The organism is Alcaligenes faecalis, assembly GCF_005311025.1.
In the GTDB taxonomy this organism is placed as follows: Bacteria; Pseudomonadota; Gammaproteobacteria; order Burkholderiales; family Burkholderiaceae_B; genus Alcaligenes; species Alcaligenes phenolicus.
This window is the reverse complement of the sequence record NZ_CP031747.1, coordinates 1,574,485-1,598,934: the sequence shown is the minus strand read 5'-3', so window position 1 is coordinate 1,598,934 and position 24,450 is coordinate 1,574,485. Positions and strand designations below refer to the sequence as shown.

Genomic DNA, 24,450 nt, shown 5'->3' with positions numbered 1-24,450 from the left:
TCCGTCCTATTGCTGCGGCTGTGTTTGGACGTCGATCACTTCCTGAATATCGACCGGCACTCCGTCACGAACCTTTTGCAGCCCGGCCACCAGCACATTGTCACCCGCTTTCAGATCGCCTGTGACTTGTACCCAGCCCTGCTCGCGTACACCAACCTGCACCTGACGGCGCTCTGCCCGACCATCTTTCACAATATAGATGTACTGATCCTGTCCCGAAGGAGCCAAGGCGGTTTCAGGCACCATCAAAGCCTGGTAACGCGACAGTTCAAGGCGTACCCGGCTGAACAAACCGGGGCGCAAAGCGCCATCTTCATTCGGGACCTGAGCCCGCAGCAAAATGGAACGGCCAGCCGTATCCACCGCCGGGCTGACAGCCAGTACCGAGCCATGGCGGGTTTCGCCCAGGAAGGCATCAAAGCGCAGTTCGACCGGCATGCCGGCCTTCACATCGGCCAGATATTGTTCAGGGATACGGAAGTCCACGTTCAAGGTCGAAACCGCTTCCAGCTGCACCAGATCCGTACCCGGCCCAACATAATCACCCACCGAGACATTACGCAAGCCGGTCACACCATCAAAGGGGGCACGGATACGGGTCTTGTCCAGCTGCACACGCGCCAATTGCACTTCGGCTTGCTGAACAGCCAAACGGCTACCGGACTCGTCTTTGGCCTGCTGGCTGATAAAGCCCTGACGGCTCAATTCCGAAGATCGCTTGTGCTGACTATTGGCCAGATTCAAATTTGCCTGTGCCTGATTCAGTTGCGCCTGCGCCATGGCCGGGTCCAATTGAATCAGGAGCTGGCCTTTTTTGACGGGCTGACCTTCTTCAAAGCTGATCGCTGAAATACGACCACTGATCTCGGGCCGCAGCACGACGGACTCTCTGGCCACCAGGGTTCCCACCGCCGCCACATCACGAATCAACTCACTTTGCCGCACGGGTAAAACTTCCACCCGCGTGGCGTCAGACTGCGCCCAACTGGCGCTGTTACTGGCAAACAGTACAAGAAACAGAGAAAAAATCGTGGGACGCAGCGTGGAAATCATGGGCGGCTTATCCTGACCGGCCAGGCCGGTGAAGCTGTCTGACAAAATATGACGAGTGGCTAATAGTACTATCAGCGGGCTACAACTCTGCCCAAGATCTTATAACTGCCTGGCGATTTCCACCCCTTCATTGGCCAACTGATCCGCACGCTCGTTGCCGGGATCACCCGCATGGCCACGCACCCATAACCAGGTCAGCTCATGTTTTGCGGCCTGCTGCTCCAACTCCTGCCACAGGTCGGCATTCTTGACGGGCTTTTTATCGGCAGTACGCCAGCCGCGGGCTTTCCAGCCGGGCAACCATTCGTTCATGCCTTTTTGTACGTACTGCGAATCGGTGTGTACCCGCACCTGGCAAGGGCGTTTCAAGGCTTTGAGAGCCTCGATCACGGCCATCAGTTCCATGCGGTTATTGGTAGTATTGGCCTCGCCGCCGCAAATGGCTTTTTCACGTCCGCCATGACGCAACAAGGCGCCCCAGCCCCCCAAACCGGGGTTGCCCTTGCAGGCACCATCGGTCCAAATATCGACAACATCAGTCATGTCTTGCTAATTCCTTCATCGGCAGCGCGTCCAGCAACCACCATAGGCCGACGCACACGCCGACGGTTTTTCTTCCATTTGGGCCCGACCATACGCAAGGCCGGCGTGCGTTTGACCGCACTAATCATGTAGACGGCCCCCGCAAAGCTCCACCAGCGCGCACCGCTTTGCTCCATCCAGGACCAGCGGTCCAGCCAGGACTGCTGACGGCACAACGGTGCATAACAGCCCATCTGCGTACTTTGCACATCAAAGGACAAAAGCTTTAACCAGTCGCGCAAGCGCGAGGGTGACATCACATCTCCCGGCAAGGTAGGCGTGCCCCGCTCCAGACCCGGAATCCAGTCGTGGGCACCCCACAAACTCAAGGGGTTGAAACCCGTCAGGAGAATGCGCCCTTCTGGCACCAGAACGCGCTCGGCCTCTCGCAACACCTGATGCGGGTCGCTGGCGCTTTCCAATGTATGGGGCAGGATTAAAAGATCAATGCTTTGCGTATCAAAAGGCAGATGCTCGGGTTCGGCATAAACCAGGTTCTTCTGCTGAGCGGGCAAGACGCCGGCCTGAGCCGTACATACCTTGCAGGAGATGCGACTATGCGCCAGGAGGTCCCAATGCGGCAATCCAATTTGTATGGCATGATACCCGAAGGTGTTGACCACCTCCGCATCGATTCCGGCTTGTTCCCAAGCCCGCACATATCGCCCCGGTACGGTTTCCAACCACTGGGCAAATTGATCATTCAAAGTCTGCTCCACTGGCGCTCTCTCCCTCTACCATGATGAATGCATTTACCTGGCCTGTGCCAAGCGATGTTCGCCTGATTCCACTACCAGCCCTGAACGACAACTATATATGGGCTTTAAGTCGAAACGGTCATGCCCTGGTTGTGGACCCCGGCCAGGCCGCCCCGGTTCTGGATTGGCTGGAACGCGAGTCCTTACAACTGGATGCCATTTTACTGACACACCACCACGGTGACCACGTTGGGGGTGTCATGGATATCCTGGCCAAGCACCCGGCTCGCGTCTGGGGCCCCGCCAACGAGCGTCTGCCTGCCTGTGACGTGCGTGTCGGCCAGTCCGACAAGGTCGAGTTACCTACTCTGGAACTGACGCTGGACGTGCTGGACATCCCCGGCCATACCGCCGGACACGTTGCGTACTTTGGTCAAAATGAGGTAAAACAGCCCTTTGTTTTCTGTGGTGATACCTTGTTTGCTGCTGGTTGCGGACGCCTGTTTGAAGGCACCCCGGCACAAATGACGGATTCCCTGGGCAAGTTGGCAAAACTGCCATCGGACACCCTGATCTGCTGTGCGCACGAATACACTTTATCCAATTTACGCTGGGCTCTACAGGTAGAGCCGGACAATCCCCAGCTGCATGAACGTTGGAAACAGGATAATCTCAAGCGTCAGCAAAACTTGCCTACGGTGCCCTCCACCTTGAAAACAGAATTGGCTACCAATCCATTTCTGCGTTGCGAGACGACTGCTGTTATCAAGGCTGCCGAGCACCATGCTGCCCAGTCCCTTAATAATCCTGTCGAGGTATTTGCCAGCCTGCGCGACTGGAAAAACAATTTCTGAAGATTCCGCAATGAACCTAATGAGACTTTTTGCGCTGCTATGCGCTTTCGTGCTGGCAGGCTGCGCCACAGGCCCCAAGGTCAGCCCTCAAAAAGCCGCCAAGACCTCCACCAGCATTGCCGCCGATACGTCTCGCACCATTGATCTGACCCACCCACCCAAAGACGCGTGGGACCGGATGCGCCGGGGTTTCTCCATCCCCAACCTGCATACCGATCTGGTTGATTACTGGACCAATTACTACGCTTCGCACCCCGAATCCATCCGTACCATGAGCCAGCGCGCCTCGCGCTATCTGTACCACATCATGGACGAGCTCGATGCCCGTGGCCTGCCTTCCGAACTGGCCTTGCTGCCTTTTGTGGAAAGTGCCTATAACCCCGTCGCCTATTCGCGCTCCCATGCGTCCGGTCTGTGGCAGTTCATCCCCAGCACCGGCACACAATACAAGCTGGAGCAGAACTGGTGGGTAGATCAGCGCCGTGACCCGGTCGAGTCCACTCGCGCTGCTTTGGACTATCTGTCTTACTTGTACGAGTTCCAGGGCGACTGGTATTTGGCCCTGGCCTCCTACAACTGGGGTGAAGGTTCGGTACGCCGCGCCATGGAGCGTAATGAACAGGCCAACCTGGATGTTGACTACTTATCGCTGAAGATGCCGGACGAAACACGTAATTACGTCCCCAAGCTGCAAGCGATCAAAAACATTGTGGCCAACCCGGAGCGTTATGGCATCACCCTGCCTCCAGTCAGCAATACACCGTATTTCACAGCCGTGCGCAAGAACAAGGACATTGACGTCGCGCTTGCCGCCGAGCTGGCTGAAATCTCCGTGGATGAGTTCAAAGCCTTGAACGCTGCCCACAATCGCCCCACAATCCCTGCCGATCGCGGCACCTTGCTGCTGCCCGCCAACAAGGTGGATATCTTCAATGCCAATCTGGCGGCCTATCAAGGCAAGCTCAGTAACTGGAAGGCCTACCAGTCCAAGCGCGGCGAAAGCTATCTGTCCATTGCCCAGCGTCACGGCATTACCTTGTCGCAGCTGCGCTCCATCAACGGTTTGGGTAGCAAGAGCACCAAGGCCGTGGCCCAGACACTATTGGTGCCCAGCACCACCTTGGGTGAAGGCAGCCTGCAACTGGCTTCTCTGACCAATACACCTGCCGCCCCGGTAGCGCAAAGCACACGCCGTGCTCGTACGCAAACGGCCAGCGTCAACCGCAAGAATGACACTGTTGTTTTGCGTCGCGGCGCCAATGTGCGCACCCATACGGTTCGACAGGGCGATACACTTTACGCCTTGGCCAAACGGTACGACACTTCGGTGGCAGAACTGCGACGCCTGAACAATATCAAAGGCAGCTCTCTTTCCAGGGGGACACGTTTGCGTGTTCCCGGTTCCAATATTCGTGGCTAAGTCCACCCACTAATTACATAAAGGATTTTCAGCATGGGTTTCCTGCAAGGAAAACGCATCCTGGTCACAGGCGTCCTCTCGAATCGCTCTATTGCTTACGGGATTGCGCAAGCATGTCGCCAACAAGGTGCTGATATTGCCCTGACCTATGTGGGCGAGCGTTTTAAAGAACGTGTTGAAGGCTTTGCCAAAGAACTGGGCACGGATATCGTGCTGCCCTGTGATGTGTCTGAAGACGATCAGATCGAACAGGCCATGGCCTCGCTGGGCGAGCGCTGGGACGGTCTGGACGGTTTGGTGCACTCCATTGGTTTTGCACCCCGTGAAGCCATTGCCGGCAACTTCCTGGACGGCCTGTCGCGCGAATCGTTCCGCGTCGCTCATGACATTTCCGCCTACAGCTTTCCCGCACTGGCCAAGGCTGCCCTGCCCTTGCTGAAGGGCCGCAAGAGTTCGGTGCTGACCCTGACCTACCTGGGCGCTGAAAAAGCCATTCCCAACTACAACACCATGGGCGTGGCCAAAGCTGCGTTGGAAGCCTCCGTGCGTTACCTGGCGGTGGCGCTGGGCGAGTACGGCATTCGTGCCAACGCCATCTCGGCCGGTCCTATCAAGACCCTGGCTGCCAGCGGCATCAAGGACTTCTCCACCATTCTGAAATTCGTAGAGACGCACGCTCCCTTGCAGCGCAACGTCACCATTGAAGAAGTGGGCAATGTGGCCTCCTTCCTGATGTCCGAATTGGCCAGCGGTATCACAGGCGAAATCACGCACGTTGACGCCGGCTTTAACTGCATCGTTCCAGGTATGCAGGAGTAAAGGCCAGCATCAGATGCCTACAAGCATCCTGATGACAAAAAGGAACAGGCTTTTGCACTGTTCCTTTTTTTTGGCCCTGGATCAGCTGCAATTTGCGCTACTGGCTTCTTATATAAGCAATAAAAAACATAAATAAATCAGTACACTGACTTTCTCGTTTTCCCTAGTAGGATATAAAAAATAATCTGTGAATAATATTTATGTCAGTGCACTGACTATTAAAGCATAAAAAATCAATCACAGAACTCGACTCTCGAGGAGACACAATGTTCCAACGCCAACCGCGTCTGCTGGCCCTGGCTGGGCTTTTGCTGAGCTGTGCAATGCTGGCCCCCGCCACCGCCAGTGCTAATAAACCGATCGAAATTATCGTCACCTTCCCACCAGGAGGGGGCACGGATTTACTGGCCCGTCTGATTGGGAATTACTTCAACGAACAACTTGGCCAGCCCGCGATTGTGGACAACCGCCCCGGTGCCAGCGGCAATATTGGCGCTCGTATGGTGGCCCAGCGCCCGGCCGACGGTCAGTCACTACTGATGGTCAACAGCTCCTTTGCTGTCAATCCGGCAGTGTTCGACAAGCTGCCGTTCGATCCCAAGAATGACTTCACAGCTGTCTCCAACTTCGCCTTTGTTCCATCGGTCGTTATCGTGCCGGCCAACTCCCCCTACAAGACACTGAAAGACATGCTAACGGCTGCCAAAGAGAAACCGGGCGAAGTGTTCTTTGGCTCTTGCGGCAACGGTACTCCGCAACATCTGGCTGGCGAAATGCTCAACGAAGCAGCGGGCGTGGAAATGGCGCATATCCCCTACAAAGGTTGCGGTGGCGCTCTGAACGATGTGATGGGTGATCAGGTGGGCTCGGCCTTCGTCACTGCCTCCAGCACCCTGCCCTTCATTGAAAGCGGGAAGGTACGTGCCTTGGCTGTGACCTCGGCAGAGCGCAGTCCCCTGCTGGCCGATGTGCCCTCGATCGCCGAGCTTGGCTACCCAGGCTACGAACTGAACCAGTGGCACGGCTTACTGGCTCCCGCTGGCACTCCCGAGCCTGTCGTGCAAAGACTGCATGAAGCAGTAGAAAAAATAATTGCGCGCGAAGACGTGCAAGCCAAGCTGACAAGCCTGGGCTACACCGTTGCCCACGATGGCCCGGCCCAGTTCCAGGCGATGATCAATGCCGACATCGATCGGTTTCGCGAACTGGCACAAAAAATTGGACTGACAATCAACTAAGGACCCACCATGAGCAAACTGAAGTTAAGCGTATCGATTGGCAATTACGACCGTACTCTGGCCTTGAAAGATGGACGTGTCGGCATTGAGGGCTGTGACATCAATGTCGTATCCCTGGAACCCGAGGAAGCATTTCATCGTGCATTTCGCTACGAGGAGTTCGATGTTACGGAAATCTCCATGAGCAGCCACATGATGACTACTGCGCGTGGCGACAATCAGTACGTGGGTATTCCAGCCTTTCTGTCACGCGTCTTTCGCCATTCCGGCATCTATGTGCGTACCGACCGTATCCGCAAGCCCGATGATCTGAAAGGCAAAATCATTGGTGTACCCGAATACCAGATCACAGCTAACGTCTGGATCCGGGGCATCTTGCAAGATGAGTTCGGTATCCGGCCCAATCAGATCAAATGGGTACGCGGAGGGATCGAAGAACCAGGCCGGGGCGAGCGCGCTCCCATTGATCTGCCAGATGACATCAGCCTGGAGCAGATCCCGGATGACCGCACCTTGTCGGACATGTTGGAAAAAGGCGAAATCGACGGATACATCGGAGCACGAGCACCTTCATGCTTTCTGCGTAACGCCCCCAATGTGGGCCGTCTGTTCGGAGATGAGTACGTGGAAGTAGAAAAAGACTACTTCCGCCGCACGGGCATCTTCCCAATCATGCATATGGTTGGCATCCGCAAGTCTCTGGTACAGGACAACCCCTGGCTGCCGGTCAGTGTGTACAAGTCCTTTCTGAAGGCCAAAGAACTGGCCGTGCATGAACTGAACGAGTTGTGCCATCTGGCTGTCACCCTGCCGTGGATGGTGCACCATCACAATGAAGCCAAAGCCTTGATGGGAGAGGACTACTGGCCCTATGGCCTGGAGGCAAATCGCCACACCATCCAGACCTTTGCGCAGTACCACCACGATCAAGGCATGTCGCAACGCCTGGTCAAGCCCGAGGAACTGTTCGCGGCCTCCTCGCTGGACCTCTCCAAGATATAAGGCAAAACCGGCATGAAGGCTCCCGTTTTCAATTATTACGCCCCCGAAACGCTGGCTCAGGCACTGGGCTTGTTGGCCAATCAGGAAAACGCCCGTGTATTGGCTGGAGGCCAGTCCTTGTTGGCCATGCTCAATATGCGCTTTGCATTTCCGGACACGCTGGTCGATATCAACCAGTTGCCCGAACTGTCCTACCTGCAAGAGCAAGAGAATGGCGATATCGCGATGGGTGCCATGACACGACAGCGCGACATTGAATTTTCCGAGCTGGTGGCAACACGTCTGCCGCTCTGGAAGGATGCAATCCTCAACGTTGGGCATCGCCAGACCCGTAACCGAGGAACAGTGGGCGGCAGCCTTTGTCAGCTGGACCCTTCTGCCGAAATACCGACAGTCAGCATGGCGATGGATGCTGTGTTGACCGTCGCCAGCATACGTGGAGAACGAACACTTTCAATGGCCGATTTCCCGGCAGCCTACATGACCCCCAACATGCAGGCTGACGAGCTGTTGATCCGCGTCCAGGTGCAGCCGTGGCCCGCCAGCCACGGCTGGGCTTTTCTGGAGTTCTCCCGTCGGCATGGCGATTTCGCCATCGTGTCCTGCGCTGCGTTGCTGTTGCTGGATGAAGCCGGCTTGGTGAGTCGCGTCAGCATCACCCTGGGCGGAGTAGGTGCATTTCCCCTTCGCATGACCGAGGCAGAAAACGCCCTGCTGGGCACCCCGGCCAGCCCCTCAGATATCGAACTGGCCGCCGAACTATGTGGCCAGGTCGATGCTTCCAGCGATAGTTATGTCCAGGGCTGGTATCGCCAGCGGCTGGCCAAAGAATATACGGCGCGCGCCCTGCGGCTAGCGCTCTCTCGTACAGGACAACGGCATGAATAACCCCCTTCCTTCGGGCAGTCGCCCCATCACCCTGTGTGTCAATGGCCAGAACCTGACAGCCCATGCCGAGCCTCGTGTCAATCTGGCCGATTTCCTGCGCCACGATCTGGGTTTGACAGGGACCCATGTGGGCTGTGAGCACGGCGTCTGCGGCGCCTGCACCGTGCAGATTGACGGCCACTCAGCCCGTAGTTGCCTGATGCTGGCAGTACAGGCCCAAGGCAAGCATATCCGCACCATTGAAGGCCTGGCCAACGAGCAAGGCTGCTGGCATCCCATCCAGGAAGCCTTTCGCGAGCTGCATGCCCTGCAATGCGGTTTCTGTACGCCGGGCATCCTGATGTCAGTCGTCGAACTGCTGGAGAACCACAGCGATCCCAGCCCCGAACTGATACGCGACGTGCTGTCCGGTCATCTATGCCGCTGTACCGGCTACCAGAATATTGTGCGTGCGGTACAGAAAGCCGCTGCTGCGATGAGGGCCAGCCATGCTCATGAATGATCCTCACCAGCAGGAACAAGGCGCCTGCGGTCTGGGGCACTCCTTTCTGCGCCTGGAAGATGAAGCCTTGTTAACCGGGCAGGCCCAGTTTCTGGATGACATCCCCATGGAGGGTGTATTGCATGCGTGCTTTGTACGGAGTCCTCACGCGCACGCACGCATTCGTTCCATAGACCTGTCGGCAGCCCGAGCCTTACCTGGCGTACACGGAGTATTTACCGCGCAAGACCTGATGGGCGAATTAACTCATTGGCGTATGCCATTGGGCTTTGCCTTTGCCGTACTTCCAGAAAATACCGTCCCCTTCGTCCTGGCACGCGAAGAAGTCGCCTTCGTTGGCGAAGCGATTGCCGTGATCGTCGCCCAGTCCCGTCACATAGCCGAGGATGCTGCTGCACTGGTGGCTATCGACTTCGAAGTCCTGCCAGCGATTTCTGGCCTGCGTCTGGCTCTAGAACCGAATGCAGCGGTGGTACGCACCGAACTACAAAGCAATAGCCTGCAAAACTACACGCTGGCCTATGGCGATATCGATGCCGCCTTCCTTGATGCAGACATCCTCATCGAGGAGTCATTTTCAGCCCACCGCGGCTGTGCTCATCCCATCGAAGGGCGAGGCGTGCTTGCACGACTGGACCCCGCCGGCAACGAGTTGACCGTTTGGTCATCCACCCAGATGGCACACGAACTGCACTACACCCTGGCCCTGATGCTGGGCCATCGCGAAGATCAATTACGTGTGATCACCCCCGACGTAGGCGGCGGTTTTGGGGCAAAGTTCATGATCTACCCCGAAGAAATCGTCATTCCAGCTGTCGCCCGCCTGCTACGTCGTCCCATCAAATGGGTAGAAGACAGACGCGAGAACTTCCTGACCTCTATTCAGGAGCGCGACCAGGTATGGTCAGTATCTCTGGCGGCCGATAAAAACGGGCGCATACGCGGCCTGCGTGGCAGTTTCATCCATGACCACGGAGCCTACACGCCGCAGGGCACCAACGTCCCCTACAACGCAGCCTCATCCATGACGGGCCCCTATGTCGTTCCAGCTTTCAGTCTGACTGCTGACGTGGTCTACACCAACAAGGTGCCAGTGGCTACCGTACGCGGCGCAGGCTATCCGCAAGCCGCTTTCGTCATGGACAGATTAATGGACCGGCTCGCGCAACAGATCGGCATGGACCCCATCCGCTGCCGCGAACTGAACCTGATTCCTGCCGCCAAAATCCCCTACACCAAGCCGCTGAAATCCAGGGCGGGTATACCACTGGTTATCGACAGCGGAGACTTTCCCCGCATGCAAGCCATGGCAGAGCAGGCGATGGACCGCGACGGTTTTGAACAACGACGACAGGCGGCCCTTGCTCAAGGCCGTTATCTGGGCCAAAGCCTGGCTAATGCCGTCAAACCAACCGGTCGCGGCCCCTATGAGTCGGCCACCGTCAAGATTTTCCCATCCGGTCGAATTGCCGTGTTCACGGGAGCCCTGGCCATGGGCCAAGGCATCAAGACCTCGCTGGCGCAGATTTGCGCAGCACATTTCGGCGTGGAACCCGCAGGCATAGACGTTCATGCCGGCGATACACGTCACATCGGTGTGGGGATGGGCGGTTTCGCAAGTCGCCAGGCGATTATGGCGGGTACAGCCGTTGAACAGGCCTCCCGGCAACTACGTCATAAAGTGCTGCTGGCAGCAGCGGCCGTGCTGAAAGTTCCTCAAGAAACCCTGAACATTTCTTACGGCATCGTGCGTAGCAGCGCAACTGACACAACCATCAGCCTGGCTCGACTGGCCATGGAGCTCAAAGGTGTGCCGGGCTACAGCCTGCCTATCAAGACAGACCCTGGTTTGGAGAGCACCGCTCATTTTCACTGCGACGAGCAAACCTACGCCGGATCCACGCACGCCTGTGAAGTGGAGGTAGATGCCAGCACTGGCGCTATCCACATCACACGCTATCTGGCTGTGCAAGATTGCGGCACGCTCATCAACCCGATGATCGTGGAAGGTCAGGTCGTTGGCGGGGTCGTCCATGGTCTGGGCAATGCCTTGTTCGAACAGATGGCCTACGACGCCGAAGGTCAGCCCTTGTCCACCACTTGTGCAGAATATCTTCTGCCCACCGCCCCGGAAGTACCAAATATCGAGGTGTTGTTCTGCCCCTCCCCCACGCACTTGAATCCGCTAGGAGTCAAAGGCGTGGGCGAATGCTCCACCATCGCCGTCGCCGCCGTCGTGATCTCAGCCGTGGAGCAAGCACTGTCACCGCTGAATGTGCGCATCAACGAGTTCCCACTCAGCCCTATGCGGCTACTGGAACTGATCGATCAGGCCACGCAACCGACACAATAAAACAGGAAAGCTGCCATGAATTTCAAAAACCGGTTTCACATTCCTCTACCACTGGATCAGGCATGGACGCTCATGCTGGATGTACCGCGCATCATGCCTTGCCTGCCCGGAGCCAAACTGACTGATGTCTTGGACGGCAACAAGTACCAGGGTTCGGTTTCAGTCAAACTCGGGCCGATCAAACTTTCTTTTGATGGCACTGCGGAGCTGGTCAACACCGATGAGGAAAATCATATTGCCTATCTGCGTGGCGCCGGTCTGGACCCCAAGGGACGCGGTTCAGCCAGCTCGGACTTCAGCTTTGCGCTGACACCGTCACCAGAAGGAGGGACCGACGTGGAGGTCAGCACAGAACTGACCTTGTCAGGAGCTGTGGCCCAATATGGACGCGGCAGCGGCATGATCGCCGAAGTGGCCGGGCAGATCCTGGGCCAGTTCGAGCGCAACCTTGCGCGCATGGTGCAGGGTGACGCCAATCCTGCACAGGGCTCTGACGCCCCCGCCTTCCCCAGCAGCCAGGGCATGACAGCCGCAGCTGGCGCTGCGGTTGCCAACATGCCCTCAACAGCTGCCACGCCAGTTTCCACTATCGAAGCCCAAGCCATCCTTTATCAATCCCAAGCCGTACTCGCTCAAACCCAGCAGCTACAGGCCCAGATGCAACAAACCCTGCTAAGGCTGCAAGCACGTGGCCGACAGGATGATGACTCTGCAGGCGAGCTCAATATGCTATCTATCGGTCTCAAAGCCTTCTGGTCGCAGATACGTTATCGAGTGGGAAGACTGTTCGGGCGCAAGGACCCCGCGTAAAGCTTACGAGGAAACTAAGCGCCTTGTACCCGGCGCTTAGACTGCCCCTGAAAATGCCAATCAGGTATCAATCGGCTGCCAACACGCAGTTATTAAAATCGCCTGACAAACTCTTGATTTAAAACAGAGAAACTTTCACCAAGAAAAAGCGATAAAGCAGCACACTGATTATATTTTTCAGCAAGTCGGGAAATAACTGAGAGATTGAGCATGGACAGCACCAGGTGGAAACGAATACAAAATAAGAATGCAGCGCCTACCTTTCCAAGTCTGGCGCTGTCCTCCCTATAATCGCCGACCTTGTTACTACCGCCCCGTTGGGGCTTATCCTGCCATCAAGCTGTGGCCTCACCAGTCACAGCTAATTGGTCACACTCTTGATGTCTGGCTTAAGCATGAAGAATCACACCGAGTTAAAGCAAGAGAAAGGACCGAAATCCGGCGAGGCCGAATCCCTCGGCCCAGTAAAAGAAGAAAATGCCGAATTATTTCGGCAAAAGCTGTGGTCGCGTTCCGGCTTTCTGGTTCGACGTCTGAACCAAATCCATTACGCCATGTTCTACGAAGAATGCAAAAGCGATATCACCCCTGTCCAGCACGGGGTACTGTCCGTCTTGATGGGCTCACCCTGGCTAGACCAAACTACCATAGGCTATGAGCTTGGTCTGGACCGCACGACCTCCGCAGAAGTTATCCGCCGTCTGGAAGAAAAAGGACTGCTGGGACGACGCGTCAACCCTGATGACCGCCGCTCGCGCCAAACCTACATTACCGAGGCCGGCCTGGCCGTCATGCAAGGACTGAGCGCTGGCATGAACAAGGCACAGGAGCGTCTGCTGGACCCACTGACGGCAAAGCAACGTCAGGTATTCATGGATATGCTGACCCGCATTGTGGAGCACAACAATCAATATGGGCGCGCTGCCCTGAGGAATATGTAGCCTGGTCGTAAATTTGAGCAAAACCCCGATATAGCTCACTTTTACTCCAGCCTTTATTCACCCTGCGCCCCCTCTCCCACAAAGTCGCTACGCAAAATGCCATGCCGCTGCAACTTGTCGTAAAAGGTTTTGCGCGGGATACGCAGATCCTGCAAGGTCGCCTTGATATCGCCACGATGGCGTGCCAGCGCCTGACGTATCTGCTGCGACTCGAACTGCTCCATGCGGGCGGGCAGGCTCAAGTCCTCGTTTTCCAGCTCCTTGATCTCCGGGTGCTGCACACCCAGCACTTCACGTTGCGCAAAGTGTGCCAGCTCGCGCACATTGCCCGGCCAGTGATGTGACTGCATATAGGCCAGACTGCGCGCATCGGGCATCTTTTGCGGCATACCGTACTTCTTGGCAGCCAGCGCCGCAAAGTGAGCGAACAGCATGGGGATATCCTCCTTGCGCTCCCGCAAAGGCGGCAGGCGCAAGGTAACCACGTTGAGTCGGTAATACAAATCGGCGCGGAAGTTCGCACGCTGGGCGGGGTCGGACAAATCCACCTTGCTGGCGGCAACGACGCGGATATCTACCGGGTGCTCTTCGTTGGAACCCAAAGGAGTTACGCAACGGGTTTCCAGCACACGCAGCAAGCGCACCTGTGCAATCATGGGCATGCTTTCGATTTCATCCAGAAACAGCGTGCCACGGTGTGCATGTTCAACACTGCCTACACGTCTGCGCTGCGCGCCCGTGAATGCTCCGGCTTCGTGGCCGAACAGCTCGCTTTCAATAATGGTTTCAGGCAAGGCACCACAATTCAGCGCCACAAAACGATGCTGTGCTCGGGCGCTCCAGCGGTGCAGCAACATGGCCACCACTTCCTTGCCTGTGCCGGTTTCCCCTTCCACCAGCACATCCACATCGGACTGTGCCAGATGCCGCAAGGTAGTGCGTAAATTGACCATGACCTCGGAATTACCCAGGAGCGCCGGGCCTTGACCATCCTCGTCCAGTTCTTCGCGCAAGGCACGGTTTTGCAGAACCAGACTGCGCTGCATGGCGGCATGACGTATTACCGTCAGCAGGCGTTCGGCCTGATAGGGCTTGGTCAGAAAATCAAAGGCGCCATCGTGCATGGCCTGTACGGCCATATCAATATCGCCGTGGCCGGTAATCAGCACGACGGGCTGCTCGGGATCGCGAGCATGCAAGGCTTGCATCAGCGCCAGACCATCCATGCCCGGCATGCGAATGTCCGTCACCACCACACCCGGATAATCCTTGGGCAAGCGACTCAGGGCCTCCTGCCCGCTGGCACAGGCCACCACTTTCAGGCCCGCCAGTTCCAGACTTTGCACCACGGCGGCACGCAGGTCCGCATCATCATCAACAAACGCGACTTCCATTCTTATCTCTCTCCCTGGCCCAGCTCGCTATCGGCATTGCGCAGCACGATATGGAACGTGGCGCCACCCAGGCGCGAAGGCCCTTCTTCCAAACGGCCACCCAGGGCCGCCACAATATCGTGCGAGATCACCAGCCCCAAGCCCACACCTTGACGGCGGCTGGAGCTAAAGGGCGTAAACAGGCGCTGGCGGATTTCCGGACTCAGGCCGGGGCCGTTGTCAGAAACCACAATGCGCACATGCTGCTGCTCGCTCATCACTTCAATACGAATGCGCCCCTGACGGCTCCCTTCCAGAGCATCAAGCGCATTACGCAGTAAATTCACAAGAACCTGTTCCAGGCGTACCGGCAAAGCCCATACACGCACAGATTCGTTCACGCCTTCCAGCTCCAGATCTACACCCTGTGCCCTTGCCCGGTGTTCCAATAATTGCCAGGCGCTATCCACGGCCGAGCGTACCCGTACCGGGCCTTCCTGCTCTTTGGGCTTGCGAGCGTAATGGCACAGCTGAGAGGTAATGCTGCCGATGCGTTGGGTCAACGTCTGGATGCGGGACAGGTTCTGCCGTGCCGTTTCCGTCTGGCCCTGATCCAGCAAACGCAAGGTGTTGTCGGCATAGACCTCAATCGCCGCCACGGGCTGGTTGATCTCGTGAGCCACCCCCGCCGTCACCTGCCCCAGAAAGGACAGCTTCTCGGCCTGCTCCAACTGTTCACGCAGATCACGTGCACGCGAACGGGCTTCCTGCAGGGCCTGCATCTCCTGTTCCAGGCGGCGACGCGCCACCTGCAACTGGGCGGTGCGGGACTCCACCGCTTCTTCAAGGGCATCACGCAGCAACTCCTGCCGCGCCTGGGCTTCCCGTCGCTGTTGATTGCGTTGCAGCGCCAAGGCCGTCAGCACCAGCGCCGCGAATAACAGTCCCATCACCGTCAGACGGGATTGAAAGGCCTGGGTCTGCAACGCAGCATCCATAGGAGCCATCGCATGCAAAGTCCAATCACTGCCTGCGACTGGCTGCTGCACATGCAAAAAGCGCTCCTGCCCCAGTGTCCAGAAAGAGGCCCGTTCGCCGGAATCCGACATGCTCAAGCCCACTGATTCCAAGGGCTCATTACCAAACTGCTGACTGGCCCGCAGCTTGACCAGTTGCTCGGGCGCGGCTTGATCCAGACTATGCAAACGCCAGTCCGGTTCACCACTTAGCAGGATCACGCCATTGGGATCACTGACAAACATGCGGTCGCCATAACCTTCCCATTCTTTTTCCAGCAGATCGAATACCAGCTTGATGACGACCACACCAACCGGCTTGCCGTCCTGATCTTGCACCATGCGTGAAATGTACAAACCCGCCTTGCCGCTGGCAGTCCCCAAGGCAAAGTATTCCGCATGCCCCTGCTCCAGGGCTTTGGTGAAGTAAGGGCGGAAACCGTAGTGATTGCCCACGAAGCTGTCGGGCTCCTGCCAGTTACTGGACACCAGCGTCTGCGAATGAATATCCAGCAGGTACAGAACAGGAGCGCCCGTATCTTCGGCCAATTGCTGGAACTTGCGATTCAAAGCCTCGGCATCACCATAGGCAGGATTGCCCATCAGGTATTGGCGCAGAGCCTCGTCCTGTGCAAGAGCAAAGGACAAGGTACGAAATTTGTCTCGGATAGTCCTGATCCAGCCGGCATTACCGCGCATCAAGGAATCAAGCCGCTGTTCGCTTTGTGTCAGCAAACGAGCCGTGCCCAAATCGGCCGAACGCCAGAAGGCAAACAGCCCCAGCACGACGGCCAAGCTCAGCAGCAGCAACCATTCGAGCCTGAAGCGCCGCCGCATGCTCGAAGAAACCGGAATGGAGTTCATGAAACCTGTGCGAAATATCGCCAAAAATTAGTAATAGCTGTGCGGATTTTCGCACACATAAGCAGATAGCGGGGAAGTCTCCTGTCCGCAAGCCGCTTATTTACTGGTTTTCTGCCGGCGAACAGATTGGCACGGATGTTGCTTTAGTCATGAGCTTATGGGCCGGGACAAGGATTCCGGCGAGCTTAAACCGCCTGCCCACACACAATTCCAAGCAGGCCACCAGCTGACTGCCAGGTCGGCTACATCAAGTCACGGAGACGACATCATGATGGATATAAGCACAGGAGACCGTTCGGTACCGCAGATCGTCAAAATCAAGTGGTATCGAATTTTGTACGTACAGGTCATCATCGCCATCACTATCGGGATTTTGCTGGGCCATTTTTACCCCTCGCTGGGCGAGAGCATGAAGCCTTTGGGCGATGCCTTCATCAAGCTGGTCAAAATGATTATTGCGCCCGTCATTTTCCTGACGGTAGCCACCGGCATTGCCGCCATGACAGACCTGCAAAAAGTGGGCCGTGTGGTGGGCAAGGCCATGATTTACTTTCTGACTTTCTCCACGCTGGCCCTGATTGTAGGCTTGGTGGTCAGCAATATCGTGCAGCCCGGCCATGGCATGAACATTGACCCCAGCACCCTGGACCCCAGCTCTATCCAGGGCTACGTGCAGCAAGCCCATGACAGCACGCTGACGGGCTTTTTGATGAACATCATCCCTGCCACCCTGATCAGCCCTTTTACCGGCGGCGACATTCTGCAGGTGCTGTTTGTGGCCGTGCTGTTTGGTATTGCCCTGGCCGCTGTGGGCGATCACGGCAAACCCGTGCTGAAACTGCTGCAAGCCTTGATGACGCCTGTTTTCAAGCTGGTTGCCATCCTGATGAAAGCCGCTCCCATCGGGGCCTTCGGTGCCATCTCTTTCACCATCGGTAAATACGGGATTGAATCCGTGTCCAGCCTGGCGCTGCTGGTGGTGACTTTCTACGTCACCTCCGTGCTTTTTGTGCTGATCATTCTGGGTGCCGTGGCCCGCTACAACGGCTTTTCCATCACCAAGCTGATCCGCTACATTCGTGAAGAACTGCTGCTGGTGCTGGGTACCAGCTCCTCGGAAGCGGCTTTGCCTACCTTGATGCAGAAGATGGAACGCGCCGGGTGTGCCAAGTCGGTTGTGGGCCTGGTTGTACCTACCGGCTACTCCTTCAACCTGGACGGCACCAATATCTACATGACCATGGCGGCCCTGTTCATCGCCCAGGCTTGTGATATTCCACTAACCTTGCAGCAGCAGGTTCTGCTATTGCTGGTTGCCATGCTCAGCTCCAAAGGCGCGGCGGGTGTGACGGGGGCCGGTTTCATTACCTTGGCGGCTACCCTGTCCGTGGTGCCTTCAGTGCCTATCGCTGGCATGACTCTGATCCTGGGGATTGACCGCTTCATGTCCGAATGCCGTGCGCTGACCAATCTGGTGGGCAATGCGGTTGCCACCATTGTGGTTGCCCGCTGGGAAGGCGAACTGGACACCGATCAACTCAACAGCGCCATGAATGGCGAGCTGCCACCGCTGGATACCAGCGTCACCTTGCATCAGCGTGGTGACATGGAGATTCCCGCTCAAGAGGCCAGCGAGCCGCGCGCGACTGTTGCAGCCTGATTCGGGCACTTGAAAAGAAAGGCCGGTTTTCAATTGAGAACCGGCCTTTTGCTTGTCTGCATGTTCTGGCCAAGCTGCTCCCGCTCGTATTGCTTTGGGCAGGTCGTTAGCGACTCAGTCAGACAGAAGGAAACTGCACAATCTCGCTGTCTGGCGTCCAGGCAGGGTATTTATCCATGATGCTCAGGAACAAAGGGCTGGACTGAAAGTTCAGCAACCAGGTCGACAAGGCCGTCCAAGGCTGCGCATCAAACCAGCCCCTGTTCACTTGTGCGAATTGCCGCACAAAGGGGGCAATCGCCAAATCTGCCAGACAAGGATGCTGTCCCATCAGGTAGCCCTGCTGTTCAATGCGGGCATTCAGGCCCATCAATAATTCACTGGCTTGGGCTCTATGCAGGGCCGAAAAACTGGCTGCATCCGTGAATTGTTCATCCTCGGTATGGCGATCCGGGTATTTATAGCAATCCAGATGCCGCTTGAAAGGCCCGTCATTGGCCGCAATCAGGGCCAGCATTTGCTCGACATCGCCCTGCTCAGGCTGCAAATACTGCTTGGGATCTTGAATCGCCAAAGCCCAACGCATGATGTCCAGGCTTTCATCAATAACCTTGCCATCGGGCAAGACCAGCACCGGGACGGTGGCTTTGGGAGAGGCCAGGCGCAGGGCCTCGGGTTTGTCGCGCAGTACGACTTCGCGCAACTGACAAGTTACGCCGCTGGCCGCAATAGCCAGCCGTGCCCGCATGGCATAGGGGCAACGGCGAAAGGAATACAAAATGGGCAGATCAGATAAGGACATGCTCAATCCCGTTAAAAAGCCGCGCCACAGGCACGGACTTAAAGCGCTGGCGTTTATGCAAAGCGCCCTTCTGTAGCAGAAGGGCGGACTATAAACGACGCAGCGCCAGAATCAAGCTAGTAGAGGTAACACAGTGGCCCGATCAGGGCTAGGCGTCCTTGCCTTGCTGAGCCAGCAGGCGTTGCTCTTCCGCCTTGCGGCGGGCGGCTTCACGGCGCTCGGTCAACTCGTCCATGCTGACGCCAATGTGACGCTCTTCACGCTCGCGCGCCAAAGCCACTTGCTTTTGACGCTCACGGAAACGCTCGATCTGCTCGGGGGAACTGTGGCCGTGGCAGTAGGGACAGCTGACGCCTTCTTCGAACTGGGGCGAGGCTTTTTCCTCTTCGCTGATAGGCATGCGACAGGCACGGCAGAAATCATAATCGCCGGGTTCCAGACCGTGACGCACCGATACGCGCTCGTCGAACACAAAGCAGTCACCATCCCACAGGCTTTCTGCTGCTGGAATCTCTTCCAGATATTTCAAAATGCCGCCTTGCAGGTGGTAAACCTGATCAAAGCCTTGCGAACGCATGAAGGCCGTGGATTTTTCACAGCGGATACCGCCGGTACAGAACATGGCCACGCGCGGTTTGCCATGCAAGACACCGCCTTCCTTGGACTGCTCGGCCACCCACTGAGGAAACTCGGTAAAGCTTTGGGTCTTGGGGTTGATGGCACGGTTAAAAGTGCCAATACCCACTTCGTAATCGTTGCGGGTATCCACCACCACCACGTCCGGATCGCTGATCAGGGCATTCCAGTCTTCGGGAGCAACATACTCGCCCACCATTTCGGCGGTTTTCAGATCCGGTACGCCCAGGGTAACGATCTCTTTTTTCAGCTTCACCTTGAGGCGGTAAAACGGAGCCTTGTCGGCATAGGATTCTTTATGCACCAGGCCAGAAATACGTGGATCGGAGTTCAGATATGCCAAGACGGCACGAATACCCTCCTGAGGGCCGGCAATCGTGCCGTTAATCCCTTCGCGCGCCAGCAACAGCGTGCCCTTGACCTCGTGCTGCTCGCAAAAAGCAAACAAGGGGTCGCGCATTTGGGCGAAATCGGGCAATTCCACGAACTTATATAAAGCCGCGATCAGGTAGGTAGACATAGGTAAACGAATTCTCTGGATAGAAGCGGTGGCGCAGCCCGCAGGCGGTAGGACAGCGTAGGCCGTCGTACACTATACGCGACTGATACCCCTTGGGCCTTTGACGCCCGTCAAAAAAATAGGGCGGGCCGGGGATTCAACTTTAAAATCATAACGCTAAAGCCGTCAGGCCGCATCTGGCCCCGGTCCCTGTTTCACTTTGCACGAGAGCTATGGATTCCGTAACACAAGCAGTCCTCGGTGCCAGCATCTGCGGCTCCCTCCTCGGGCGGCAGTATGGCCGCAAGGCGGTCCTGTCCGGTGCCATCATCGCCACCCTGCCCGATCTGGATGTCTTCATTCAATATGGGGACCCGATTACCTCCATGGTCAGTCATCGGGGTTTCTCGCACTCTTTGTTTGTGTTGAGCGCGGCAGGCATCCTGGTCACCCTTTTATGGCGACTGCTGTTTCCACAAGCACGTGCCTCTGCGGGGAGGCTGGGGCTGGCGGTCTGGCTGGCGCTGATTACCCACCCTCTTCTGGATGCCTTTACCAGTTACGGAACGCAATTGCTGTGGCCTTTGGCCGCTACCCCGGCAACCTGGTCCAGCATCTTCATTATTGACCCGCTCTATACCGTGCCCTTACTGATCGCCACGATCATAGGCTTGATTCGTGGGCCGGTACCCGCAACGATACGGGCCTGCAACTGGGCCTTGCTCTTGAGCAGCCTGTATCTGGCAGCCTCGGTAGGTGCCAAGTTCTGGGCCGAGCAACAGGCAACCGCACAGCTCAAACAAGAGCAGGTGGAAATCGCGCGGGTATACTCCGCCGCCCAACCCATGAACATCCTGCTCTGGCGTGTACTGGTGCGCGACACACAGGACCGGGAATGCGAAGTCATGGTGGGCCTGCTGGACCGGCTGCGTGCACCCAAGGGGCATCAATACGAATCCCTGTGCCTGCCCGTACATAGCGACTACACCCAGCTGTTCCCCCCCTTGAAACAGCTGGAGCAACTGCGCTGGTTTTCGGACGATTGGCTGCGCTACGATATCATCGATGACCTGTTGGTGGTCAGTGATATACGCATGAGCCTGGGCCCTGGCCAGTACAGTTTCCGCTTTGTCGTAGCCGAACGCATTGCCGACGACACCTGGTTGCCGGTGATTCCGTATCGTTGGGCCAGTGGCCACAATATTGCTTTGCTAAAGCCCGTTCTGCGTCGTATTTGGGAGCCGACTTCACCGCTACCGCTACAAGAATGGGCCAAACGCATTGATGCCGGTGTACCTATTCCCAGGGCAAGCCCAGACTTCCAGGACATGGATTAAGCAAGGCCAAAAACCAGAGATGGAGACGGGCCTGTGCAGGGTGGGCATAGCCAACTGTTGCTAGCCCGCCCGGCCGCGTGTAGCACGCACTCCTGAAACATAAGGTCCTAGCTTGATACAAAATACGAAGTGGTGAAGCTATAAAATTGCGTCCTGCCCGATAGGGGTTTTAACGTATTGCCAACGCATCAAAAGCATCAATCACTTTCATCATGAATTTAAAAAAACTATCTGTTTTCGCCACGCTGGGCCTTTGCATCGCTATTGCGGGCTGCAACAGCGAAGAAGCGACAGAAGCACCATCTCAAGCGGTCTCGTCCGAGCAAGGCTTTATCCAGAAATACAATGCCTATGTTGAAGTCGCCAATAGCTTGCATACGCCTTTCTACCGTGCGCTTTCCGATTATCAAACCGTCTACGAGCCTGCCGTGCGCTCAGGCAAGAAACTGGATAACTATTCCGTTGTTTCACTGGTAAGCATCAAGAACACCCAGGAAAAACTGAAATCCGCCTTGGCACTGGAAGCCAACATGCCGGAAATAGATGGACCAGCAAAGCAGTTTGACGACTCCTTGACCAAGCTGGCACCTCTCAATTCCGAGTTGAACAACTATGCCGAATCAAAAGAGTTTCTGACGGATGGCGGCAAGAAGGCAGCCGACAATAACGAGGCGTTCGTCAGCGCCCTGACAGAAGTCGTACAGGCAGAGGCTGCATTTCTCCAAGGTATTCAGAAACAGGATGAGATAAACATCCAGACCTCTTTCGATAAAGCTCCCAAGGACTCAATGGAGCATTACCGTTTGGGTGCCGTGCTGTTCAGCAAGCAGGCCATGAACAAGGTCGATGCTATTTTCGAGCAGCAGGGAGCCAAAGAGAGCATTCCCCCCTTCCAGGAAAGTCTTGACCAGGCAGCCGCGATGATCAGCAACTGGGATAAAAAATTCAAGGAAGAAACGCCACAAGGATGCCCAAGAATCATGTCGAAGATGAATGAATTCCTGGCTCAGGGCAGAAGCGTCATCCAGCATGCCTCTGAAGGCAATTACGTACCTCAGCAAGGCTCGATCAGCTGGCAGATCAATAACCCCATAAAAAATGACGCCAGCAGCTTGCAATTGAAATTCAATGCAATGATCGGGGCGCTTAACTATCCCCGTTGCTAATGCCACCCAGAGACTGGAGCTTGAAGCCGTAAACCTGGCGTCAGGCTCCAGTCTCAATGCAGGCAGTCATGCCGGCTCTGGCAGGCGCGCTTTGTCTTGAAGCGACCTACACAATCAGCACCCACGCTGCGCCTTTGGCTTGCTGCCTCCGACGGGGCTTTTTCCGGGGGCGCCGAGCTTTGGGGCAGCACGGCGACAAAAAAAACCCTGGACGATTACGTCCAGGGTTTAAATTTACCCACTACGGTCACTACAAAATGACACCCGGCGCTCTGTCAAACCCGAGGATCACAAACAAGCCTTACTTCAGCATCCCTTCAACACGCTGGCGCAAGGCCGGGTCCTGCTGAATCGCCAGACTGATACCGTTGTAGTCCGCCAGATCCATGCCATTGGCACTGACCACGCCTACCAGGCGCTGGTCGGCTTCCTGAACAATAGCCTGACGCTCTGCATCACTTTTGGCCGCATCCAGACGCGGCTGATATTCCGAAGCAGTTTGAGCGACCTTCTTGTAAGTGCGCGCATATTGCTCCAGCTGAGAATCCGTAGGTTTAACGACCTGGGTGGCAGCAGGGGCTGCCGAGTTGGCCGGAGCCGCATTGCCCTGGGCCATCGCAAAAGGGCTGTACATGCCAAATGCGACTGCGGTAGCAGCAAGAAAAGCTTTAACTGAGGGCTGCATGGATAGAACCTCCTAAACAGAGTCAATGAACGACCATCATGACAAGAGCGGCAGCAGCTTACAAGTTTCTCAATGTAGTTTCGTGTATCTGCATGCCACCCTTCCCGTTACAGACTTCAGTCGCGCGAGTAAGGACGTCCGTTAAAGTCCACGGTTACCAAATTGCCGTCCATCTGGCCCATGCCGGGTGAATTGGCAGGCATGCCTGGCGCGGCCACCCCACGCACACTGCCATCATTCATCATGCGTTTGACGACCTTGGCAGGCACATGGCCTTCAATCAATTGCCCCGTCTCTTCAATCATCGCGGTGTGGCAGGACGCCAGGTTCTCCGGCACTCTCAAAAGCCGCTTCACGTCTTGAATCTTCACGACCTTGACCTCTTTGACCTCAAAGCCTTCATCGCGCATGTGCTGTGCCCAGCCCCCACAACAACCACAGTTAGGATCCTGGTACATCGTAATAACGGGACCCTCTGCCAACGCCATGGAACTGAAGGCCATCAGGCTGGCCGTCAACAATAAAGGTTTAATCACAATTACATTCCTGTTTTGCAGCGCCACAGCGCTCTGGTTGACACTCTCATGCACTTGACTAAGACTAGGCACTCGCAAAAAAGTTTAACAAAACACACTAATCCGTCCTGATCCGCCATGAGTCTTGATTCCGTCAAACAGTTTTTTAACGAACACGCTGCCGATATTCAGGTAATTGAAACCACCGAAAGCACAGCCACCGTCGTGCTGGCTGCGCAAGTGCACCAAGTCGAGCCGGGACAAATTGCCAAGACGCTTAGCTTGAAAGTGGGCGATAAAGTAGTGCTGCTGGTCGCTCGAGGTGATGCCCGTCTGGACAACAAGAAGCTGCGTACCGCCTTCGGTACGCGCGTAAAAATGCTGGACCTGGAAAGCACCGAAGCCTTGACGGGTCACCCGGTTGGCGGGGTCTGCCCCTTTGGTCTGGCTACCCCGCTGGAGATTTACTGCGATCTGTCCTTGCAGGACTACGACACGGTCTTGCCCGCAGCAGGCTCTATTAATTCTGCGGTACGCATCACCCCGCAGCGCCTGGCCGAGCTGACCCGCGCGCAATGGATTGATGTGACTCAGCCGCCTCCAGCTCAGTCCTGACCCCCACCTGCGATTGGGTCAGAGGTTGACCTGTTGCCTTGTGCCCCAGGCACAGGCAAGCCTGCCCGTCGCTGACAGGTAAACAGATGTGTAAGTTGAATACGTACATGACCAGGCGACAA

General features: G+C 56.5%; 23 protein-coding genes. 14 read left to right on the top strand and 9 right to left on the bottom strand.

What is annotated here, in order from left to right:
* Positions 1–6 precede the first annotated feature (6 nt).
* The 3 genes from D0C27_RS07250 to D0C27_RS07240 all read right to left on the bottom strand — a co-directional run bounded on the left by D0C27_RS07250 (position 7) and on the right by D0C27_RS07240 (position 2,354).
* The gene (locus tag D0C27_RS07250) at positions 7–1,053 is read right to left on the bottom strand and encodes an efflux RND transporter periplasmic adaptor subunit (RefSeq protein ID WP_137430687.1); all 1,047 of its coding nucleotides are present in this window, start codon (positions 1,051–1,053) and stop codon (positions 7–9) included.
* 99 nt (positions 1,054–1,152) lie between these two features.
* Positions 1,153–1,596, bottom strand: coding sequence for a ribonuclease HI (gene rnhA, locus D0C27_RS07245; RefSeq protein WP_022983314.1), 444 nt, complete (start codon positions 1,594–1,596; stop codon positions 1,153–1,155).
* Positions 1,593–2,354: a class I SAM-dependent methyltransferase gene (locus D0C27_RS07240; RefSeq protein WP_035273499.1), complete on the bottom strand. Its 762-nt coding sequence runs from the start codon at positions 2,352–2,354 to the stop codon at positions 1,593–1,595. Before D0C27_RS07240 ends, rnhA begins: the two co-directional genes overlap by 4 nt.
* A gap of 23 nt (positions 2,355–2,377) precedes the next feature.
* Between D0C27_RS07240 and gloB the strand changes: the two genes are divergently transcribed.
* The 10 genes from gloB to D0C27_RS07190 all read left to right on the top strand — a co-directional run bounded on the left by gloB (position 2,378) and on the right by D0C27_RS07190 (position 13,160).
* Positions 2,378–3,187, top strand: a complete 810-nt coding sequence (gene gloB / locus D0C27_RS07235; protein WP_083055046.1) for a hydroxyacylglutathione hydrolase — start codon at positions 2,378–2,380, stop codon at positions 3,185–3,187.
* Positions 3,188–3,197: 10 nt separating this feature from the next.
* Entirely contained in the window at positions 3,198–4,607 is a 1,410-nt protein-coding gene (locus tag D0C27_RS07230; protein WP_026485385.1) for a transglycosylase SLT domain-containing protein, read from the top strand.
* Positions 4,608–4,640: 33 nt separating this feature from the next.
* Positions 4,641–5,426, top strand: coding sequence for an enoyl-ACP reductase FabI (fabI, locus tag D0C27_RS07225; protein WP_009460819.1), 786 nt, complete (start codon positions 4,641–4,643; stop codon positions 5,424–5,426).
* Between the two features lie 266 nt (positions 5,427–5,692).
* A complete protein-coding gene (locus tag D0C27_RS07220) occupies positions 5,693–6,664 on the top strand; it encodes a tripartite tricarboxylate transporter substrate binding protein (RefSeq protein WP_060186711.1) in 972 nt (323 codons plus the stop codon).
* Positions 6,665–6,673: 9 nt separating this feature from the next.
* The gene (locus D0C27_RS07215) at positions 6,674–7,666 is read left to right on the top strand and encodes an ABC transporter substrate-binding protein (RefSeq protein WP_137430685.1); all 993 of its coding nucleotides are present in this window, start codon (positions 6,674–6,676) and stop codon (positions 7,664–7,666) included.
* A 12-nt stretch (positions 7,667–7,678) separates the two neighbouring features.
* Positions 7,679–8,554 (top strand): FAD binding domain-containing protein, encoded by an 876-nt coding sequence (locus D0C27_RS07210; protein WP_035273480.1) that lies wholly within the window; start codon positions 7,679–7,681, stop codon positions 8,552–8,554.
* Complete coding sequence (locus D0C27_RS07205; protein WP_088452182.1) at positions 8,547–9,056, top strand: (2Fe-2S)-binding protein; 510 nt, start codon at positions 8,547–8,549, stop codon at positions 9,054–9,056. Before D0C27_RS07210 ends, D0C27_RS07205 begins: the two co-directional genes overlap by 8 nt.
* Positions 9,049–11,409 carry a xanthine dehydrogenase family protein molybdopterin-binding subunit gene (locus tag D0C27_RS07200; protein WP_240688329.1) on the top strand — a complete coding sequence of 787 codons (2,361 nt, stop codon included), beginning with the start codon at positions 9,049–9,051 and terminating at the stop codon, positions 11,407–11,409. The genes D0C27_RS07205 and D0C27_RS07200 overlap by 8 nt, the downstream gene beginning before the upstream one ends.
* A gap of 15 nt (positions 11,410–11,424) precedes the next feature.
* A complete protein-coding gene (locus tag D0C27_RS07195) occupies positions 11,425–12,219 on the top strand; it encodes an SRPBCC family protein (RefSeq protein WP_081055450.1) in 795 nt (264 codons plus the stop codon).
* A gap of 380 nt (positions 12,220–12,599) precedes the next feature.
* A complete protein-coding gene (locus D0C27_RS07190; protein WP_060186707.1) occupies positions 12,600–13,160 on the top strand; it encodes a MarR family winged helix-turn-helix transcriptional regulator in 561 nt (186 codons plus the stop codon).
* A 53-nt stretch (positions 13,161–13,213) separates the two neighbouring features.
* Here D0C27_RS07190 and D0C27_RS07185 read toward each other — a convergent pair whose 3' ends face one another.
* Both D0C27_RS07185 and D0C27_RS07180 read right to left on the bottom strand, forming a co-directional pair.
* The gene (locus tag D0C27_RS07185; RefSeq protein WP_060186706.1) at positions 13,214–14,554 is read right to left on the bottom strand and encodes a sigma-54-dependent transcriptional regulator; all 1,341 of its coding nucleotides are present in this window, start codon (positions 14,552–14,554) and stop codon (positions 13,214–13,216) included.
* 2 nt (positions 14,555–14,556) lie between these two features.
* Positions 14,557–16,413 (bottom strand): sensor histidine kinase, encoded by a 1,857-nt coding sequence (locus tag D0C27_RS07180; protein WP_240688328.1) that lies wholly within the window; start codon positions 16,411–16,413, stop codon positions 14,557–14,559.
* Between the two features lie 268 nt (positions 16,414–16,681).
* On the opposite strand from D0C27_RS07180, the gene D0C27_RS07175 reads away from it, so the two are divergent.
* Positions 16,682–18,073, top strand: coding sequence for a dicarboxylate/amino acid:cation symporter (locus tag D0C27_RS07175; protein WP_009460813.1), 1,392 nt, complete (start codon positions 16,682–16,684; stop codon positions 18,071–18,073).
* A 118-nt stretch (positions 18,074–18,191) separates the two neighbouring features.
* Here the strand turns inward: D0C27_RS07175 and D0C27_RS07170 are convergent, their stop codons facing one another.
* Positions 18,192–18,875 carry a glutathione S-transferase gene (locus D0C27_RS07170; RefSeq protein WP_083054556.1) on the bottom strand — a complete coding sequence of 228 codons (684 nt, stop codon included), beginning with the start codon at positions 18,873–18,875 and terminating at the stop codon, positions 18,192–18,194.
* Positions 18,876–19,023: 148 nt separating this feature from the next.
* Positions 19,024–20,031, bottom strand: coding sequence for a rhodanese-related sulfurtransferase (locus D0C27_RS07165; protein WP_022983316.1), 1,008 nt, complete (start codon positions 20,029–20,031; stop codon positions 19,024–19,026).
* Between the two features lie 212 nt (positions 20,032–20,243).
* On the opposite strand from D0C27_RS07165, the gene D0C27_RS07160 reads away from it, so the two are divergent.
* Both D0C27_RS07160 and D0C27_RS07155 read left to right on the top strand, forming a co-directional pair.
* Positions 20,244–21,347: a metal-dependent hydrolase gene (locus D0C27_RS07160; protein WP_137430683.1), complete on the top strand. Its 1,104-nt coding sequence runs from the start codon at positions 20,244–20,246 to the stop codon at positions 21,345–21,347.
* Between the two features lie 212 nt (positions 21,348–21,559).
* Positions 21,560–22,513 carry a DUF3829 domain-containing protein gene (locus D0C27_RS07155; RefSeq protein ID WP_035273463.1) on the top strand — a complete coding sequence of 318 codons (954 nt, stop codon included), beginning with the start codon at positions 21,560–21,562 and terminating at the stop codon, positions 22,511–22,513.
* A 301-nt stretch (positions 22,514–22,814) separates the two neighbouring features.
* On the opposite strand, the gene D0C27_RS07150 is transcribed toward D0C27_RS07155, so the two are convergent.
* Both D0C27_RS07150 and D0C27_RS07145 read right to left on the bottom strand, forming a co-directional pair.
* Positions 22,815–23,198, bottom strand: coding sequence for a DUF4168 domain-containing protein (locus tag D0C27_RS07150; RefSeq protein ID WP_035273462.1), 384 nt, complete (start codon positions 23,196–23,198; stop codon positions 22,815–22,817).
* Positions 23,199–23,314: 116 nt separating this feature from the next.
* Positions 23,315–23,734 carry a DUF411 domain-containing protein gene (locus D0C27_RS07145; protein WP_096917395.1) on the bottom strand — a complete coding sequence of 140 codons (420 nt, stop codon included), beginning with the start codon at positions 23,732–23,734 and terminating at the stop codon, positions 23,315–23,317.
* A gap of 117 nt (positions 23,735–23,851) precedes the next feature.
* On the opposite strand from D0C27_RS07145, the gene D0C27_RS07140 reads away from it, so the two are divergent.
* Positions 23,852–24,328: a YbaK/EbsC family protein gene (locus D0C27_RS07140; protein WP_009460799.1), complete on the top strand. Its 477-nt coding sequence runs from the start codon at positions 23,852–23,854 to the stop codon at positions 24,326–24,328.
* Positions 24,329–24,450 lie beyond the last annotated feature (122 nt).